Raw genomic sequence first — 17,625 nt, 5'->3', positions numbered from 1 at the left:
CTTGGAAGGTTGGCGGGTGGCGCACGACACAAGTGACGCCGCATCGATCAGGAAAGGGATAATATGGCAGAACAACCTGCAATATCGGCAAGGTCGCGGCGGCTGGAGTCGCTGGACGTGCTGCGAGGCCTGACGATCATTGGAATGGTCATCGCGAATGCCAGCGCCGGACTATATTATGATCAGCAAATCCAGGTCTTCCCGCTGGTACTACATTCGCACTGGGACGGCCTTACCTTTGCCGACATCGTATTTCCCGGCTTTCTGACGATGATGGGCATTTCGATCCCGCTCGCGCTGGGCATCGACCGGTCCGGCCGCGGCATGGCGCCGGGTGACCTGGGCAAGATCGGCGGGCGCGTCGCGCGGCTGTTGCTGCTGGGGTTCATCCTTTCCAACATCTACTGGTTTGCCGATTTCTCGTCGGGCTCGTGGCGCCTGTTCGGCGTGCTGCAGCGGATCGGGCTGTGCTACGGCGCCGCGGCGATCCTGTTCCTGCAATGCAGTCCGCGCACCCGGCTGATCCTCGCGGCCGCGCTGCTCGTCCTGTACTGGCCGGTCACGATGATCCCGACGCTCGACGGTATCCCTACGAATCTGTGGCTGCGGGGGGAAAATTTCGTCGGATCGGTCGATCGCCTGCTGCTCGGCGCCGGCAACCATATCTATGTGCCGGGGCCTGAGGGCTATGATCCCGAGGGGCTGCTCGGCACGCTGCCGGCAATTGCGCAGGCGCTGATCGGCGTCGCGATCGGCGAATATCTGGCACGGCACCGCGAGCGCGAATCCTGGCTGCCGCTGGCGTTGGCGGGTATCGCGATGATCGCTGTCGGCGCCGTGTGGAGCTTCGGCTTTCCGGTCATCAAGGATATCTGGTCGAGCAGTTTCGTGCTGGTCACCACCGGCATCACTGCCTTGGCGCTGGGGCTGCTGCATCTATGGCTCGACAATCGCGACGCGCGCGCGATCGACGGCGCAGCGCGCGTTCTCAAGCGTTTTGCAGTGGTGTTCGGCGCGAACGCGATCGCCGCCTATACGCTGCATGAAGTGACGTCGGGCATGATCAGCTGGCAACTGATCACATTGCCCTATCACTGGACCGTCGGCGCGCTTGGTCCCGGACTCGCCGCGCTGCTGCCGGTGGCTGTGTATATTGGGTTCCTCTGGATATGCATGGACTATTTCCTGCGGCGCGGGTGGATCTTCAAAGTCTGAAGTGACGCCGTTTCATATTTGACATAACCAATCTATGATGTTTTGATGCTTCGGCCCGGTCGAGTGCGTGACAGGTCGTGATGGAGAGCGTGGGAGATGCGTGTGGGGACCCTTGACGAGGCGGTCAGTGATGCGGTGCGCGGTAACAGCACCCTGATGTTCGCGGAGGCCCATGAATCGGGCGACGCCGTCGGACGCCTCCTGGATGCCAACGGAGCGGCGATCGCGCGGATCGCCGGGCGGTTGCAGTCGCTTCGTCCCGTTCTCGCCGTTACCTGTGGCCGCGGCTCGTCCGGCCATGCCGGGACCTTCGCCAAATATCTGTTCGAATCGCTGGCCGGCGTGCCGACCGCATCGGCGGCATTGTCGATGGCCTCGCTCTATCGGACCACGCCGGTCTCTTCGGCGTCGCTGTGCCTGGCGATTTCGCAATCGGGCCGCAGTCCCGATCTGTTGGCGACTGTCGAGGCGCAGCGCAGCGCTGGCGCCTATGTCGTTGCCCTGGTCAATCAGCCCGGATCGCCGCTGGCCGACATTGCCGACGAAACGCTTACGCTCGAAGCCGGCATCGAGCAGTCGGTCGCCGCGACCAAATCCTTCATCACCTCGCTGGCCGCCGTTGCCGCCATCGTCGCGGCATGGACCGAAGATGCCGATCTTGCGGATGGTGTACGCCAGTTGCCGACACTGCTGCATCGGGCATTCGAACTCGATTGGTCGCCCGCCCTGCCGTTGCTGGCCGATGCGTCCAATCTGTTCGTCATCGGTCGCGGCTATGGCCTCGGCATCGCGCGCGAAATGGCGCTGAAGCTTCAGGAAACCGCCGCTATCCATGCCGAAGCATTCAGTTCGGCCGAAGTCAAACACGGCCCGATGGCACTGGTCCAGGACGGGTTTCCGGTATTCGCCTTTGCCGGCAGCGGCCTCAGCGGCGACGATGTGCGCGAAACCGCAGCGCTGTTCGCCGCGCGCGGTGCGGCAGTGCAGCTCGCCGATGTCGATGGCAACGGCACGCTCCCGGCAATCCGCGCGCATCCCGCGATCGAACCCATCCTGGCCATCCAGGCCTTTTATCGGCTGGCCAACCAGGCTGCCCTTGCGCGCGGCCTGGATCCCGATAACCCACCCTTTCTCGCCAAGGTGACCAAGACCCGATGATCGAACGTTTCGCCAACGGCCATGTCGTCACGCCAACGGGCGTGCTGAACGGTGGCGCCATCGATGTCGGCGACGACGGGTTGATCCGTTCGATCGCGCCGCTTGGCGATGACGCCGCCGGCGCGGTCGATCTTGATGGCGGCTGGCTGCTGCCGGGCTTTATCGACACACAGGTCAATGGCGGCGGGGGCGTGCTGTTCAACGACGCCATGTCGGTGGAGGCGATCGCGACGATCGGCAGGGCGCACCGCCGGTTCGGCACCACGGCATTCATGCCCACGCTTATCAGCGACGAGCCGGATCGGATCGCCGCCGCGCTCGACGCGGTCGACGCCGCGATCGCTGCGGGCGTGCCGGGGCTTGTCGGCATCCATGTCGAGGGGCCTTTCATCAACGTCGAGCGGCGCGGCATTCACGAGGCGCGTCGTATCCGCAAGATCGACCAGGAAGCGATCGACCTTCTGACGCGCCCGCGCGCGGGCAAGGTGATCGTCACCCTGGCGCCCGAAAAATGCGATCTCGACGCAGTGCGCGCGCTGGTGGCGCATGGCGTGATCGTCAGTATCGGCCATAGCGACGCGGCCTATGAGCAGGCGCAGGCTGCGATGGACGCGGGCGCGATAGGCGTCACCCATCTGTACAATGCGATGTCGCCGCTGGCCCATCGCGCACCCGGCGTCGTTGGTGCGGCACTCGACGACCATCGCGTCTGGGCGGGGCTGATTGTCGATCGGGTCCATGTCCACCCCGCCGCGGTACGCATCGCGATCGCCGCAAAGGGCGCCGACCGGATCATGCTCGTCACCGATGCGATGTCGAGCATCGGCACGTCGAACCGATCGTTCGACCTGCAAGGCAAGGCGATCCATATCCGCGACGGTTCCTGCTTCTACGCCGATGGCACGCTCGCCGGCTCCAATCTCGATATGGCGACGGCATTCCGCAACACGGTGGCGATCACCGGCATGCGCCCGGATGCGGTCGCGCCGATGAGCGCAGGCAACGCCGCCCGCTTCCTCGGACTGTCGGAGCGATACGGCACGATCGCCGAAGGTCAACGCGCCGACTGGACCTGGCTGAGCGCCGACATGCAGCCGCGCGGTACGTGGATCGCCGGGACGTCCGCCGAATTCACCGACATCGACAGGCCCGGCATCGCAGCCGAATAAGAGATATCAAGAGGGCGCCGGCATGACGATCAAGGTTTGTTCTCCGTTGCGGGGCTGGGCCGCGCCGCTGTCAGAAGTCCCCGATCCGGTTTTTTCGGAGTGCATGCTGGGCGACGGGGTCGCAATCCACCCCGTTGCCGGAACGCTCCACGCGCCTTTCGATGGCGTGATTGTGACGCTGCACAGCGCCGGTCATGCCCTGACGATACGCAGCGACGACGGCGCGGAGATCCTCGTTCATATCGGCCTGGAGACCGTGAAACTGGCCGGCAACGGCTTCACCCCGCACGTCGCGGTGGGCGACCGCGTGTCGCATGGCGACCCGCTGATCGATTTCGACCTCGACCAGGTTGCACAGCGTGCCACGAGCCTCATCACCCCCGTAATCGTCACCAACGGCGATGCTTTCCGCATCGTCCAGCGGACGCTCAACCAGCCCGTCGGCGCGGGTGAGGCGCTTATGACGCTCGAACCGATCGAGGTTGATCGGCAGGTGTGGACGAGTGAGGACGGCACCCGGCTGTCGCGTATGGTTTCGATCCCGATGGTCCACGGCATCCACGCCCGTCCGGCGGCGCGCATCGGTGCATGCGTTCGCGCTTTCCGTGCGGAGGTGACACTGGTCCTCGGCGACAGGCGTGCCAACGCGCGCAGCGCCGTCGCCCTGCTCTCGCTGGATGCGAAGAAAGATGCCGAGGTCACCATCGAAGCGACCGGTGACGATGCGGCGCAGGCGATCGAAGCACTTGCCGCGTTGATCACCGGCGGCATGGGCGAAACCGTCGAGGACGCCCCTCCCGCTGCGGCGCCTCCCGCGCCCGACCCACAGGCGCGGCAACAGAATCTGCCGACCGGCCAGCTCGCCGGCGTGACCGCCTCGCCCGGCATTGCCATCGGGCATGCCGCGCGAATGACCGTCGCCGAGATCGAAGTGCCGCGCGATGGCGAGAACCCCGCGCGCGAGGCGGCCGCCCTGGACGATGCGATTGCGAGCGTAGGTGGGCAAATCGGTCGGATCTCCGACGATCACGACACCGTGCGCAGTGCGATCATGGCCGCGCATCTCGCATTTCTTGACGATGAGGATTTGCGTGCGGCCGCGCAGCGCGACATCGATGCCGGCCGAAGCGCCGGCTTCGCCTGGCGGGCAGCGATCCGCGCCCAGGCGGACGTTCTGAAAGCCACCGGCGATCGGCGCCTCGCCGAACGCATCGACGACCTGCTCGATATCGAGCGCCAGGTGCTCGCGGAAATCACCGGCGAAGCCGCGGCGACCCCGACGCTGCCCGCTGGAACGATTCTGATCGCGCGCGACCTCCTGCCCTCGCAACTGATCGGGCTCGATGTCGACAGCGTCGCCGGCATCTGCCTCGAACAGGGCGGACCGACCTCGCACCTTGCCATCCTAGCTGCCAGCATGGGAATGCCCGCGCTGGTCGCGATGGGAGAGGCGCTGGCCGGCATTGCCGACGATACGCCGCTGATCCTCGACGCGGATGCCGGGCGTCTGGTGGTCGATCCCGATACCGTGACCCGCAATGACTATGCCGTTCGGGTCGCCCGGCGTGACCGTGACCGCGCAGAAGCGCTGGCCGCCGCGCAGCAGCCATGCCACAGCGCCGATGGAGCGCGGATCGAGATTTTCGCCAATCTGGCGTCGGTAGCCGACGCGAAGCTGGCAGCCGATTGCGGCGCCGAAGGTTCGGGGCTGCTACGCACCGAATTCCTGTTCCTCGATCGCGATCATGCGCCGGACGAGAACGAACAGGCCGCGCAATATCAGGCGATCGCACAGGCGCTGTCGGATCGGCCGATCATCATCCGGCTGCTCGACATCGGCGGCGACAAGCCCGCACGCTATGTGCCGATCGCGCCCGAGGAAAACCCGGCGCTGGGGCTGCGCGGCATTCGCGTCGGGCTCGATCGCCCCGACCTGCTGGAAACGCAGATTCGCGCGATCCTGCGCACCCAGCCTGCCGGTCAATGCCGGATCATGGTGCCGATGGTCGCTTCGGTCGCCGAATTGCGCGCGGTGCGCGAAATCGTTCGCCGCATTGCCGGCGAACTCGGGCTGGCACAACCACCGGCGGTCGGCGTGATGATCGAAACCCCGGCTGCCGCCGCAACTGCCGATCTGCTGGCTGTCGAGGCCGATTTCCTGTCGATCGGCACCAATGACCTGACCCAATATGTGCTGGCGATGGACCGGGGGAATCAGGCGGTGGCCGATCAGGTCGATGCGCTTCACCCGGCGGTGCTGCGGATGATCGCGGCGACGTGCGAAGGCGCCGCGACCCGTCCCGAACGGCAGGTGGGCGTGTGCGGCGGTGCGGCATCGGACGCCGCCGCCATCCCCATCCTGCTGGGGCTCGGCGTTACCGAATTGTCAGTGACGCCACGTTTCGTGCCTGAGGCGAAGGCGATCGTCCGTCGCCTCTCGATCGACGCATGCCGCGCCCATGCGACGCATGCCCTGTCGCTCGCCAGTGCCGCAGAGGTGCGTGCGCTCGCCCGAACCTTCCTGTCGGAGATGGCCCCATGAAACGCATGATCGAAAAGCTGCAGCCGCTCGGCCGCGCGCTGATGCTGCCGATCGCGGTGCTGCCGGTTGCCGGGCTGCTGCTGCGCCTCGGCCAGCCCGATCTGCTGAATATCGCGTTCCTCAGCGCGGCGGGCGATGCGGTCTTCTCGCATCTCGGGCTGCTGTTCGCGGTCGGCGTCGCGACGGGCTTTGCCAGGGATGGCAACGGCGCCGCCTGCCTTGCCGGGGTCGTGTGCTTCCTGATCATCGACAATGTCGCGGCGGGTTTCGTGAAGGTGCCGCCGGACGCGCTGGTCGGTTTCAGCGGCGACGCCATCGCCACCGCGACCGATGCCTTTCGCCGCACCGCGCTGGCCAAGATCGACGTACCGATCGGCATTGTCTCCGGCCTGACGGGCGGATTGTTCTACAACCGCTTTTCCACGGTTAACCTGCCCGATTATCTGGCGTTTTTCGGGGGACGGCGGCTGGTGCCCATCATCAGCGGATTTGCCGGGCTGGTGTTCGGCGTTGTGCTGGGCGTAAGCTATGGCGCGATCGATAGCGGCATCAATGTTCTGAGTACGATGATCGTTGAGGCGGGCGGAGTCGGCCTGTTCATCTACGGCGTGCTCAACCGGCTTCTGCTCGTCACCGGGCTCCACCACATCCTCAACAATGTGGCCTGGTTCGTGGTCGGCGATTATCACGGGACCACCGGCGATCTGCGGCGCTTCTTCGCCGGTGATCCGACCGCGGGCAACTTCATGTCGGGCTATTTCCCGATCATGATGTTCGGCCTGCCCGGCGCGTGCCTTGCCATGTATCAGGAGGCACGTACCGATCGGCGAAAGGCTGTAGCGGGCCTGTTGCTCAGCCTTGCCGTTACATCGTTCCTCACGGGTGTGACCGAACCGATCGAATTCACCTTCATTTTCCTGGCGCCCGCCTTGTACGCAATCCACGCAGTGCTGACCGGTATCTCGATGGCGCTGATGCCCGCACTCGGCGTGCATCTGGGGTTCGGCTTTTCGGCCGGCCTGTTCGACTATCTGCTCAACTTCGGGAAATCGACGCGCCCGTTGCTGCTGATCCCGGTCGGGCTGGCCTATTTCGCCATTTACTACGGTCTGTTCCGTGTAACGATCCGACGGTTCGGCCTCGCCACACCGGGGCGCGAGGAGGAGGCCGACATGGTGGCCGACGATGCGCCTTCGGAAGGGCGCGGCGCCGATTTTCTGAAGGCGCTGGGCGGCTCGGAAAATGTCGACAGTGTCGATGCGTGCACCACCAGACTGCGATTGATGATCGCCGACCAGAGCAAGATGGACGAGCCGCGATTGAGAGCGCTTGGCGCGCGCGGCATTCTCAAACCTTCGGCGCATGCAACGCAGGTCATCCTCGGCCCGATCGCCGACGCTGTCGCGATGGAAATTCGCGCCGCGCTACGCAACGACGGCCCGACGGTCGTTGCAACGTCGGAACGGCCGACATCTTCGCCGGTGGATGTTGACCGGCTGCCGCCCGAACTGGTCGCCGCAATAGGCGGCAGGGACGCGGTGCGCAGCGTACAGGCGATGCACGGGCGCCTTCGCCTCGACCTGACCACCACCGGCGGTATCGCGCGCAATGCGCTGGAATCGGCAGGCGCACGCGGACTTGCCATCGTCGATGACCATATCGCACATATTCTGGTTCCAGAGGCGGTCCTTAAAAGCGTGGAAAGCGCCTCCTGAAACGAGTCGCGCTGGCGGATTCCCAAACGGGATGATGTCGATCCATGCCGGCGCTGACCGGAATCGCTTGCGCTTGGCACTCAGATTCACTGACTGCGGCCCAAATCTTGGGCCGTTTTGAGCCGGAAACTTCCAAGTATGAAGGAGGGTCACGTCAATCGCGACCGCGCTGCTCAAATCGAGAATTTGGCAGATCGGAACGCGTTCAAGCCCGTGGCGGCTGGCGGCGATAGCTGAGCGCTTCGGCGACGTGGATGCGCGCGCCGTCGTTGCCGCCCAGATCGGCGATCGTCCGGGCGGCGCGCACACGCGGGTATAGCCGCGCGCCGACATCCGCATCGCGTCGACCGCCTGTGCCAGCAACTGGCGACCGGCTTCATCGGCGTCGCGAAGTGTTCGAGTGGGGCGCCCTCCAGCTCGGCATTGGGCCGCGCATTGTCCCCGGCCAGCCGCTCGCCCTGCACTGCTCGCGCCGCCGCGACCCGCGCCGCGACTTCCACCGACCCTTCGGCGGGCGGCGGCAGCACCAGATCGGCCGCCGTCACCGGCGCTTCTTCTCCAAATTGAAGCACTTCTGCCACGCTTCGGGAACAGTTGCGCGCAGAGCGAATCGCCGCGACCTTTCAATCAAGCATGCCGCTTCTCTTCTCGGTGCGGATGGGAACCTCTTTGGAAGCTGGGAGCGTGGATCACGCACCCCAACACCAGCTTCTAAGTGTAGGTGCGAGAGGTTTCTGCTAGGGAAGAGTTGGGAAGCAAAATTATCAGGCGAATGCCCGCAAAACTGAGCCGATCCATCCGATGCCGGTCTATCGCGTTCCGACTTGGTTTCGTGTCCCAGACTGCCGAGAATCGCATAGCGAGCGATGCACCAACCGCATCTCTGTCGATCGACGCCACGCCACCGATCAAGGCCTCAGGGGCGAACCAGGCGCCGGACGGGTGCAACCAGCTTCAGCTTTAGCTCATGGTTGGCGGATGACGCGGTCAACGATCCGCTGCGCCGCCAGCATTACCGGGCGGTCGATCATCCTGCCGTCCAGTCGGATGACTCCCGCACCCTGCGCTTCGGCCCAGGCATCAAGTACTCGCCGGGCATTGTCCACTTCGGCGGCGGTGGGCGCGAAGCCTTTATTCGCGACTCCTGCCTGCCGGGGGTGGATGCACAATGCCCCGGTCATTCCGATTGCCCGCGCCTGCCCCACCGCCGCTCCCCATGCGGCTTCATCGTCGATCGTGGCGATCGAGACCGGCAGGCCCAGCGCCATGCGCCCGTGGCGCGCGGCGGCCAGCGCCAGTTCGCGGCATGGCAGCTCCAGCGCGGCGGGAGTGGGCGGCACCCCCAGCGCCAGCGAAAAATCCTCGGTCCCCAGCGCCAGCCCGATCACGCCGGGAACGGCAGCGATGGTATCGGCTTCGGCAATGCCTGCCGGGCTCTCCACCAGCGCGATCAGTCCCGCCGGCGCGACCAGCCCGGCCTTCTCCGACAGCTCGGTGACGATCTCTGACACGGCGCGCAGCCGCATGCTGTCCTCGACCTTGGGAATCATGATCGCCGCCACGCCCGAACATGTCGCGACGGCCAGGTCGGCGATCATCTCCAGCCAGGACCCGTTGACGCGCACCACCAGCGGACACTGACCGGCAAGCGCCTCGACCACCTCGGGCAGTCCTTCCCGCGCCGCGTCCTTGCGGTCGGGCGGTACGGCATCCTCGAGGTCGAGGATCACGGCGTCCGCGCCCCGGCCGGCGATCTTCGCCAGCCTTGCCCGGTCGTCCGCAGCAACGAACAGCAGCGAGCGCCAGCTCGGATTCACGACGCCAGCTCGGCGGTTCCGGTCATCGCCACGCCCGCCGGATTGAGGACACGCAGCTCCGCCCGCTCACCGTCGCGGCGAAAGCCAAGGCGAACCTCCTCGCCGTCGAATGTTGGCGCCGATGCCCGATAATCGAACGACCGGACGGAGCCACCCAGTTCGCGCAGCAGATGGTCGAGCATCAGCGTGGCGAGCAGCGGGCCGTGCACCACCAGTCCGGGATAGCCTTCCTGCATCCGTGCATATTCGCGGTCGTAGTGAATGCGATGCCCGTTGAAGGTAAGCGCGGAATAGCGAAACAACAGCACCGGGTCGGGCATGATGGTGCGGATACAGGGATCGTCCTGCCCCGGATCGGCGGCACGACGCTCGACGACAATGCCGGCGGGTTGCGCTTCCCGATAGACGATGTCCTGATCCTCGATGATCGCGGTATCGCCGCCGGCGACTGCGATTTCATGGCGAACCGTGACGAACAGCATCTTCCCCGACCGCCCCTCCTTGGGGGTCGCCGCAGTAACCGTCGAGGTACGCACGATGTCCGAATCGAGCGGCACATCGGCCAGAAAGCGCACACGGCTTCCCGCCCACATCCGGCGCGGCAGATCGACATTGGGGAGCAGCCCCGTGCCGGTCCGGACAGGATGGCCGTCCTCGCCGATCGCCGATTGCAACGCATCGGGAAGGAAGCAGAGCCAGTGTCCGAGCGGCGGCATCACGCCCGGTCGCCACGGCGGCGAAACATGGTCCAGCGTCGCGGCGAGCCGCGCGAAGCGGTCGCTCTCCGCTCGGTCCTTCTGAACTTCGCTGCGCCCGATGAAAGACTGGGGATCGGTCATCCGAATTCCTTGCAATGTGCTTTCCGCACGCCCCGTTCAGAAGCTCTTGGGCAGGTCGAGGACATGCGTGGCGACGTGGCTGAGGATCAGGTTGGTGCTGATCGGCGCCACCTGGTAGAGCCGCGTCTCGCGGAATTTGCGCTCGATGTCATATTCCTCGGCAAAACCGAACCCGCCATGCGTCTGCACGCACATGTCGGCGGCATACCAGCTCGCTTCGGATGCCAGCATCTTCGCCATATTGGCTTCGGTGCCCCCCAAATGTCCTTCGTCGAACATCCGCGCCGATTTATAGACCATTTCCGCTGCTGCCGAGAGCTGGACATAGGCACGCGCGATCGGGAACTGGACGCCTTGATTCTCGCCGATCGGCCGACCGAACACCGAACGGTCGCGCGCATAGGCGGCTGCCCGATCGATGAAGAACCGTCCGTCGCCGATACATTCCGATGCGATCAGGATGCGTTCGGCGTTCATCCCCGACAGGATGTAACGGAAGCCCTTGCCTTCCTCACCGATCAGGTTCTCGGCGGGCACTTCCAGATCGTCGAAGAACAGTTCCGTCGTCGCGTGGTTCAGCATCGTGCGGATCGGCCGGATCGTCAGCCCGTTGCCCACTGCCTCACGCATGTCGACCAGCAGGACGCTCATCCCGTCCGATGATTTGGCGCACGCCTCGCGCGGCGTCGTCCGGCACAGCAGCACCATCAGGTCGCTATGCTCGGCGCGGCTGATCCAGATCTTCTGGCCGTTGACGACATATTTGTCGCCCTGCCGCCTGGCGAAGGTGCGGATGCGCGTCGTGTCGGTACCCGCCGTCGGCTCGGTCACGCCGAATGCCTGCAGCCGCAATTCGCCCGACGCCACCTTGGGAAGATAGGCCTGTTTCTGCGCTTCCGACCCATATTTGAGCACAGTGCCCATCGTGTACATCTGCGCATGGCACGCACCGCCGTTGCAGCCCGAACGATGCACTTCCTCAAGCACCGCGACCGCTGCCTCGAGCCCCAGTCCCGATCCGCCATATTCTTCCGGGATCAGGACCGACAGGAACCCGCCTTCGGTCAGCGCCTTGACGAACTCGGTCGGATAGGCCCGCTCGCGATCCAGCTTCTGCCAATATTCGCCCGGGAAATCGGCGCACAACCGCCGTACCGCCTCGCGGATTTCCGGAAAGGATTCTTCGGCGCCGTTCAACAACAATCTCCTGCTCTGGTGCGACTGCCTCTACCATCATTCCTTGCTGTCGCGATCACGCGCCGCCCGCACCAACGCTGGCTTTCATCGCCTATCCGAACATTGCGCGCCGCTCCGTCGCAACCGCTTTCGGGGCTGCCGCGACTTCCGCAATCGCAGCGATGTGAAGCCACCGCGGACCGACACTGCAACCAGCAACGCGACCGAAAGCACGGACGAAGATTCGCTGCGACCGCTGGGCATCGTCCAGTATCGCCGTTTCTGGCTCGCCAATATGGGCTCCAATTTCGGAGCGATGATTCAGACGGTCGCCGCGACCTGGACGATGGCGACGCTTACCAACGATCCGCAGATGATCGGCCTTGTCCAGACATGCGCCTCGCTGCCGATGATGCTGGTGCTGCTTCCCGCCGGTGCGCTGGCGGACATTCGCGACCGCCGCCACATCATGCTCGGCGCACAGCTGCTCATGCTGGTGGTCGCGGCGGCGCTGGCATGGCTTTCGGCAACGTCGGGCGCAACGCCCGTCGTGCTGCTCGCGGCGACATTCCTGATCGGCTGCGGCACGGCGCTCAACAACCCTTCCTGGCAGGCGTCGCTGCAGGATCTGGTGCCGCGCCGACTGATCGAGCCCGCCGCCAATCTCAACGCCGTCGGCTTCAACGTCGCGCGCAGCCTCGGGCCCGCCGCCGGGGGCATCCTCATCTCGTTCGCCGGCGCCGCCAGTGCGTTTGCGGTCAACGCCGTTTCGTATCTCGCCGTCACCCTGACCCTGCTCACGTGGCGAAAACGCGCGCCGGTTCAGGAACTGCCGCCCGAAAGCATGCTGCGCGCCATATCGGCCGGGCTGCGCTATGCCTGCTGGTCGCCAGCGCTGCTCGCAATCTATGTCCGCGCCAGCGCCTTCGGCCTGTGCGGAAGCGCCGCCTGGGCGCTACCGGCGGTACACGCCCGCGCCGCGCTTGGCGGCGGCCCGACGACCTATGGCATCCTGCTCGGCGGCTTCGGCGCCGGCGCGATCCTGGGCGCACTCTCGCGCTCGCACCTGCCCTTTTCGCGCGAAGCGATGGTCCGGCTCTGCAGCATCGCCTTCGCCGCCGCGCTGATCGGCCTTGGCTTTTCGACCAACCTCTTCCTCTCGATCCTGATGATGGCGTTCTCAGGCGCCGCCTGGGTAGTCTCGCTCACCGGCCTGGGCGTCAGCGTGCAGTTCATCACGCCGCGCTGGGTGGTCGGTCGCGCGCTCTCGCTTAATCAGGTGTCGGTCTTTGCCGGCATGGCGCTGGGCAGCTGGGTGTGGGGCTTCACCTCGGACCGGTTGGGAATCGCCACTGCCTTTTTCCTCGCCGGCGGCGCGATGCTGTCGAGTTTGTTGCTCGCCTTGGTGGCGCCGCTCGAACAGCAGGAGGAACAGGATCTGACGCCCGCCCGTGCCCGTCCCGGCGATGATCTCAACGCCCCGATCGGCCCGAACGAAGGCCCGATCGTGGTGCTGATCGAATATCGCGTGCAGCCGGAGAATTTTCACGCCTTTGTCGACGCGATGAACGCGCTCGGCCGCATCCGGCGCCGCGATGGCGCCTATCACTGGAGCCTCAGTCAGGACGTCGACGATCCCACGTGCTGGCTCGAACGCTTCCAGACGCTGACCTGGCTCGAGCATCTGCGCCGACAGACCCGGCACACGCTCGCAGACCGCGAAGTCAGCGCGCGCGTCACTGCGCTCCACGACGGGAATGTGATCGCCAGAAGGATGCTGCAGCGGCGGAACACGACGCCACCGATCGCCGCCGAACTCGGCGGACCGTCGATTTAGGGTTTGAGCCACTGAGGTGGAAGCGGCACCGGCCCGCTCCCCGCCCCGCCTCCAATTCAGGATAATGTCCTGGGAGGTGGGCGGGGGAGCGAGCCCGCGCCGTACCGATTCAGCGAAACTCAATCGAGGCCTAGGCGTCGAGCCTGCAGCTGGGGTCTTGCGGCGCCGGCATGCCGACATGCCTGCCCGGCGCAATCGCTTCGGTCACTTCGTCGACCCGGCTCCATTCGTCGACCAGCATCCGGCTCGTCAGCTTCCACGCGCCTGCTTCGCGCGTAAAGCCGTCGAGGTAGCGTCCGGCCCGGAACCGGGTCTTTCGCACGCCATCGACCAGAACGTCCTGACACGAAAGGATATAGCTTTCGCTCCGCGCGCCATCGCCGTCGACATCGATCCGTTCGTTGCCGACGATGTGCATCCGGCCGGGCCGCGGCGCAGCCGGGGGCTTGAGCGCCTGCGCGAAGTCGGCACCGGTCATCGTCTTTGCGCCACCCATGTCCAGCGTCGCATCGGCACGGATGCAGCGCGCGAGCAATTCGCCGTCGAAGCGATCGGTGCCCCGCGCGATATCGTGCAGCAGCCGCCGGATCGCCTCGATATCTTCCAGCCGGCGCAGCCGCGCCGCGACGTCGCCGGGCTCGCTTTCGCGGCTCATGTCGCTGCGGCCTCTTTCTTCTCGACTTCGCCCCAGGCGAGCGACTGCGATTTCTCGCCCGACGGCATGCCCAGCACCTTCACTTCGAGATAGGCCTCGAAGCCCTGCCGGCCATATTGCCGTCCGATACCGCTCTGTTTGAAGCCGCCGAACGGCACGTCCATATGCATCCACGTGCCGTTGTTGATGCTGACGGTGCCGGTGCGCAGGCGGCTGGCAAACGCATAGGCTTCCTCATTGGTCGCCGCCGCGACTTGCGCGGAAAGCCCGTAGATCGAGTTGTTGGCGATCTCGAGCGCCTCTTCCTCGGTGTCATAGGGAATGACGGCGAGAACTGGCCCGAAAATCTCTTCCTGTGCGATTGTGTCGTTTGGCTTCACATCGGCGAACAGCGTGGGTTCGATATAGCAGCCGGTTTCCAGGCCCTCGGGCACCTTGCCCCCGCGCACCAGCCGGTTGCCGTCGTCCAGCGCCTTGCGGACATAGCCCAGCACCCGCTCGCGATGGTGCTTGGAATTGAGCGGGCCCATGAAATTTTCGGGGATAAGCGGATCGCCGACAGTGATCGCATCCATCGACGCCTTGGCGGCAGCGATCCCCTCTTCATAACGGTCTCGCGGCAGCAACAGGCGGCTGCGCGCGACACAGCCCTGTCCGGCATTGGCGCAGATCGTCTTCGCCGCCAGTGCGGCCTGTTCGGCGACGTCCGCGCTGGGCAGCACCACCCAGGCCGATTTCCCACCAAGTTCCAGCATCATCCGCTTGAGCGACGCGGCGGCGGATTCCGCCACCTTGCGACCGTTTGGCGCCGACCCGGTAAAGGCGATCATGTCGACGCGCGGATCGGTAGTCAGCACGACGCCGGCATAATTGTCCCTGGCCGTCACGACATTGAGCACGCCGGGCGGCAGATCGGTTTCCTCCGCCGCGATCTTGCCCAATATGGTGGCCATCCACGGTGCATCGGGCGACGGCTTCAGGATGATCGTGCTGCCCGATGCCAGCGCAGGGCCGACCTTGCTCAGACCCGAACCCCAGGGTCCGTTCCACGGGATGATCCCGGCTACCACGCCGACCGGCTCGTACCGAATGCGGCGCGTGCTCACCACGCCGCGAAAATCGACGCCGGGCAGTTCATCGTCGAAATCATAGTTTTCCGCGAGATCGGCATAATGGGCGAGCTTCTCGACCGGCAAGTCGAACAGCGTGTCGCGCGTCAGCCAGATCGGCGTGCCGACTTCGGAAACCAGCAACGGCCGGATTTCCTCGGCATGGCGCAACAGCCCTTCGCGCAACTGGCGCAGGCATCGTGCGCGCAGGGCGCGATCGCGCGACCAGTCGGTTTCGTCGAACGCCCGGCGGGCAGCGGCGATCGCGCGCTCGAAATCTTCGCGCGTACCGTCGGCGGTAACGCCGATCACTTCCTCGGTGGCCGGATTCACATTCTCGAAAACGGCTCCCGAGGAGGACGGCACCAGTTCGCCGTCGATCAGCATGCGCCATTCGGCAACGGGTGGGTTGGGATAGTTCATCAGGCTTCTCCGATCGATCGGTTCGGGGATCGTCTAACACTGCGATCCCTCTGTATTTGTCGGCACGAATCGGTGACTCGCGCTTTTATCGCGTTCGCGATCAACTGGCCCTTGGGACAATCATCACAGGGTCTATCGCCGTGATATCGGCGGCGCCGCACAGCGCCATGGTGCGTTCGAGATCCCCCGCGAAAAAGCGCAACAGATCGCGCACAGCATGACTGCCGCCGCTCGCGAGCGCATAGGCGGTCGGGCGCCCGACCAGCACGCCGCGCGCGCCGAGCGCCAGGGCCTTGAACACCGACGCGCCATCGCGAATGCCGCCATCGACATAGACCTCGCGCCCCGCGGCCGCGGCAACGATGTCGGATAGCGCATCGGCAGTGGAAAGCACGGTATCGATCTGGTTGCCGCCATGGTTCGAAACGATCAGCGCCGAAGCGCCGGCAGCGATGCATTCGGCTGCGTCGCCGGGATGCAGCACGCCCTTCACCGCGACCGGCATCCCCGCTTCCGCGCACAACCAGGCGAGATCGTCCAGCGTTGCCGCTACGAACATCGACGGACCGGCGGGCGCCGCAGCGACTTCCCATTCCGCGGGCGCGAGCGGCGGCAACGTCGCCCCCCCTTCGGGCAGCAGGTCGACGGTCAGCACCACCGCCGAACAGCCGGCTTGCCGAAGTCCGGCAAGCAAGTCGCGGGCACGGGCGCGATCCGCGATCGGATAAAGCTGTTGCCACAGGATCGCATCGGGTTCGCGCGCGCGCAACGCGGCGAAGCTCGGCGCCATCGAACTGGGCAGGATAGCCGCGCTTCCTGTCGCGCGGACCGCTTGCGCGACGGCCAGTTCGCCTTCGGGGCAAAAACGAGTCGCGCGGCCGGTCGGCGCGGTCAGCACCGGCATCGAAATCGCGCGGCCCAGCGCATGGGTCCGCGTATGGACGCTCGCCACGCCGCGCAGGATTCTCGGGCGCAATGCGATTCGTTGCCACGCCGCCGAAGCCGCCGATCGCGTGTGGCCTTCGCCCGCGCCGCGCTCCAGATAGTTCCAGATGGCGGGGTCCATCGCCTGTCGCGCCTGTTCCCGAATGTCGGAAACATAGGTCATCCGCGTTTTGGCGCCCTCCAATAGGCATGGTCGACCTGCCAGTCGGGATTGGGCCGGATCAGCCGCGCGCCGCCATCGACCGACAGCGTCTGGCCGGTGATCCAGCGCGCTTCGGGACTGGCAAGAAAAGCGACGGCATGCGCGATGTCCCATGCATCGCCGTCATAGGGCAGAACCACCCGTTGCGCGCGCGCCGCGCGGCGCTTTTCCGCATCCGCTTCGGTCGCGCAATGGCGATCGACCATCGCGGTCCATACTTCACCAGGACGGATCGTGTTGCACCGGATTCCGTCGGGCCCGTGCTGAAAGGCGATATGCTGCGTCAGAGCTTCGACCGCCGCCTTGGTGGCGCTGTAGGACAGGCTGCGCGTGGGATATTCGACGGCGGTCGTGGAAAGATTGACGATCGCGCCGCCGCCGCTGCGCACGATCTGCGGAATCGCCGCTTTCGCCATGAACGTCGCGGTCTTGAGGTTCAGCGCGACTGCCTTGTCGAAATCGGTCTCGTCGATCTCGCAAACCGCGCCGCCCGAACCAAGCCCGACATTGTTGACCAGAATATCGACCCGGCCCAGACGCTCCGTCGTTTCGGCGACGGCGGCCGAGCAACCGGCTTCGTCGCGAAGATCGGCCCGGATTGCCAGCGCGCGACCGCCTTCCGCCGCGATACTCTCCACGGTCCCGCCAGCCGCTGCCGCGTCGATATCGACGACCGCGACCTGCACCCCGCGCTGCGCCAGCACGCGGCACACCGCCTCGCCGATGCTCGCCACCCTGCCTTCGCTGCGGCCACCACCGGTGACGATCGCAACCTTGTCCGACAGGCTGGTGCCCGAATTGCTTGCGATCGGATCCGCCATGT

At 65.7% G+C, this 17,625-nt stretch carries 13 protein-coding genes and 1 pseudogene; 6 read left to right on the top strand and 8 right to left on the bottom strand.

From position 1 onward, the window contains the following. Positions 1 to 63: 63 nt before the first annotated feature. The 5 genes from DKB74_RS00675 to nagE all read left to right on the top strand — a co-directional run bounded on the left by DKB74_RS00675 (position 64) and on the right by nagE (position 7,799). Complete coding sequence (locus DKB74_RS00675) at positions 64 to 1,215, top strand: acyltransferase family protein (RefSeq protein ID WP_109806205.1); 1,152 nt, start codon at positions 64 to 66, stop codon at positions 1,213 to 1,215. A gap of 102 nt (positions 1,216 to 1,317) precedes the next feature. Continuing rightward, the gene (locus DKB74_RS00670; protein WP_338062874.1) at positions 1,318 to 2,373 is read left to right on the top strand and encodes an SIS domain-containing protein; all 1,056 of its coding nucleotides are present in this window, start codon (positions 1,318 to 1,320) and stop codon (positions 2,371 to 2,373) included. Next, positions 2,370 to 3,542, top strand: coding sequence for an N-acetylglucosamine-6-phosphate deacetylase (nagA, locus tag DKB74_RS00665; protein WP_109806203.1), 1,173 nt, complete (start codon positions 2,370 to 2,372; stop codon positions 3,540 to 3,542). Before DKB74_RS00670 ends, nagA begins: the two co-directional genes overlap by 4 nt. A 22-nt stretch (positions 3,543 to 3,564) precedes the next feature. After that, entirely contained in the window at positions 3,565 to 6,084 is a 2,520-nt protein-coding gene (gene ptsP / locus DKB74_RS00660) for a phosphoenolpyruvate--protein phosphotransferase (RefSeq protein WP_109806202.1), read from the top strand. Then, positions 6,081 to 7,799, top strand: coding sequence for an N-acetylglucosamine-specific PTS transporter subunit IIBC (gene nagE, locus DKB74_RS00655; RefSeq protein ID WP_193504333.1), 1,719 nt, complete (start codon positions 6,081 to 6,083; stop codon positions 7,797 to 7,799). The genes ptsP and nagE overlap by 4 nt, the downstream gene beginning before the upstream one ends. A 205-nt stretch (positions 7,800 to 8,004) precedes the next feature. Here nagE and DKB74_RS00650 read toward each other — a convergent pair. The 4 genes and pseudogenes from DKB74_RS00650 to DKB74_RS00635 form a co-directional block, all read right to left on the bottom strand. Then, a pseudogene (locus tag DKB74_RS00650) lies at positions 8,005 to 8,356 on the bottom strand (magnesium chelatase subunit ChlI family protein); the annotation flags it as partial. A 408-nt stretch (positions 8,357 to 8,764) separates the two neighbouring features. After that, positions 8,765 to 9,616 (bottom strand): HpcH/HpaI aldolase/citrate lyase family protein, encoded by an 852-nt coding sequence (locus DKB74_RS00645; RefSeq protein ID WP_109806201.1) that lies wholly within the window; start codon positions 9,614 to 9,616, stop codon positions 8,765 to 8,767. Next, on the bottom strand, positions 9,613 to 10,455 hold the full coding sequence (locus tag DKB74_RS00640; protein ID WP_109806200.1) for an HTD2 family dehydratase: 843 nt from the start codon (positions 10,453 to 10,455) through the stop codon (positions 9,613 to 9,615). Before DKB74_RS00640 ends, DKB74_RS00645 begins: the two co-directional genes overlap by 4 nt. A gap of 36 nt (positions 10,456 to 10,491) precedes the next feature. Continuing rightward, positions 10,492 to 11,658, bottom strand: coding sequence for an acyl-CoA dehydrogenase family protein (locus DKB74_RS00635; protein ID WP_420822387.1), 1,167 nt, complete (start codon positions 11,656 to 11,658; stop codon positions 10,492 to 10,494). Between the two features lie 157 nt (positions 11,659 to 11,815). Between DKB74_RS00635 and DKB74_RS00630 the strand changes: the two genes are divergently transcribed. Next, positions 11,816 to 13,468: an MFS transporter gene (locus DKB74_RS00630; protein WP_161956759.1), complete on the top strand. Its 1,653-nt coding sequence runs from the start codon at positions 11,816 to 11,818 to the stop codon at positions 13,466 to 13,468. A 130-nt stretch (positions 13,469 to 13,598) separates the two neighbouring features. On the opposite strand, the gene DKB74_RS00625 is transcribed toward DKB74_RS00630, so the two are convergent. The 4 genes from DKB74_RS00625 to DKB74_RS00610 form a co-directional block, all read right to left on the bottom strand. Next, positions 13,599 to 14,123, bottom strand: coding sequence for a nuclear transport factor 2 family protein (locus DKB74_RS00625; protein WP_109806197.1), 525 nt, complete (start codon positions 14,121 to 14,123; stop codon positions 13,599 to 13,601). Beyond that, positions 14,120 to 15,655, bottom strand: a complete 1,536-nt coding sequence (locus DKB74_RS00620; RefSeq protein ID WP_205007828.1) for an aldehyde dehydrogenase family protein — start codon at positions 15,653 to 15,655, stop codon at positions 14,120 to 14,122. The genes DKB74_RS00625 and DKB74_RS00620 overlap by 4 nt, the downstream gene beginning before the upstream one ends. Before the next feature lie 100 nt (positions 15,656 to 15,755). Continuing rightward, complete coding sequence (locus DKB74_RS00615) at positions 15,756 to 16,763, bottom strand: alpha-hydroxy acid oxidase (RefSeq protein WP_161956758.1); 1,008 nt, start codon at positions 16,761 to 16,763, stop codon at positions 15,756 to 15,758. Beyond that, positions 16,760 to 17,623, bottom strand: coding sequence for an SDR family NAD(P)-dependent oxidoreductase (locus DKB74_RS00610; protein ID WP_161956757.1), 864 nt, complete (start codon positions 17,621 to 17,623; stop codon positions 16,760 to 16,762). Before DKB74_RS00610 ends, DKB74_RS00615 begins: the two co-directional genes overlap by 4 nt. Positions 17,624 to 17,625 lie beyond the last annotated feature (2 nt).

It is taken from the genome of Stakelama portus, assembly GCF_003171655.1.
Lineage (GTDB): Bacteria > Pseudomonadota > Alphaproteobacteria > Sphingomonadales > Sphingomonadaceae > Sphingomonas > Sphingomonas portus.
Note: the sequence above shows the minus strand (reverse complement) of the source record. Positions and strands in the feature narration are given on the sequence as shown.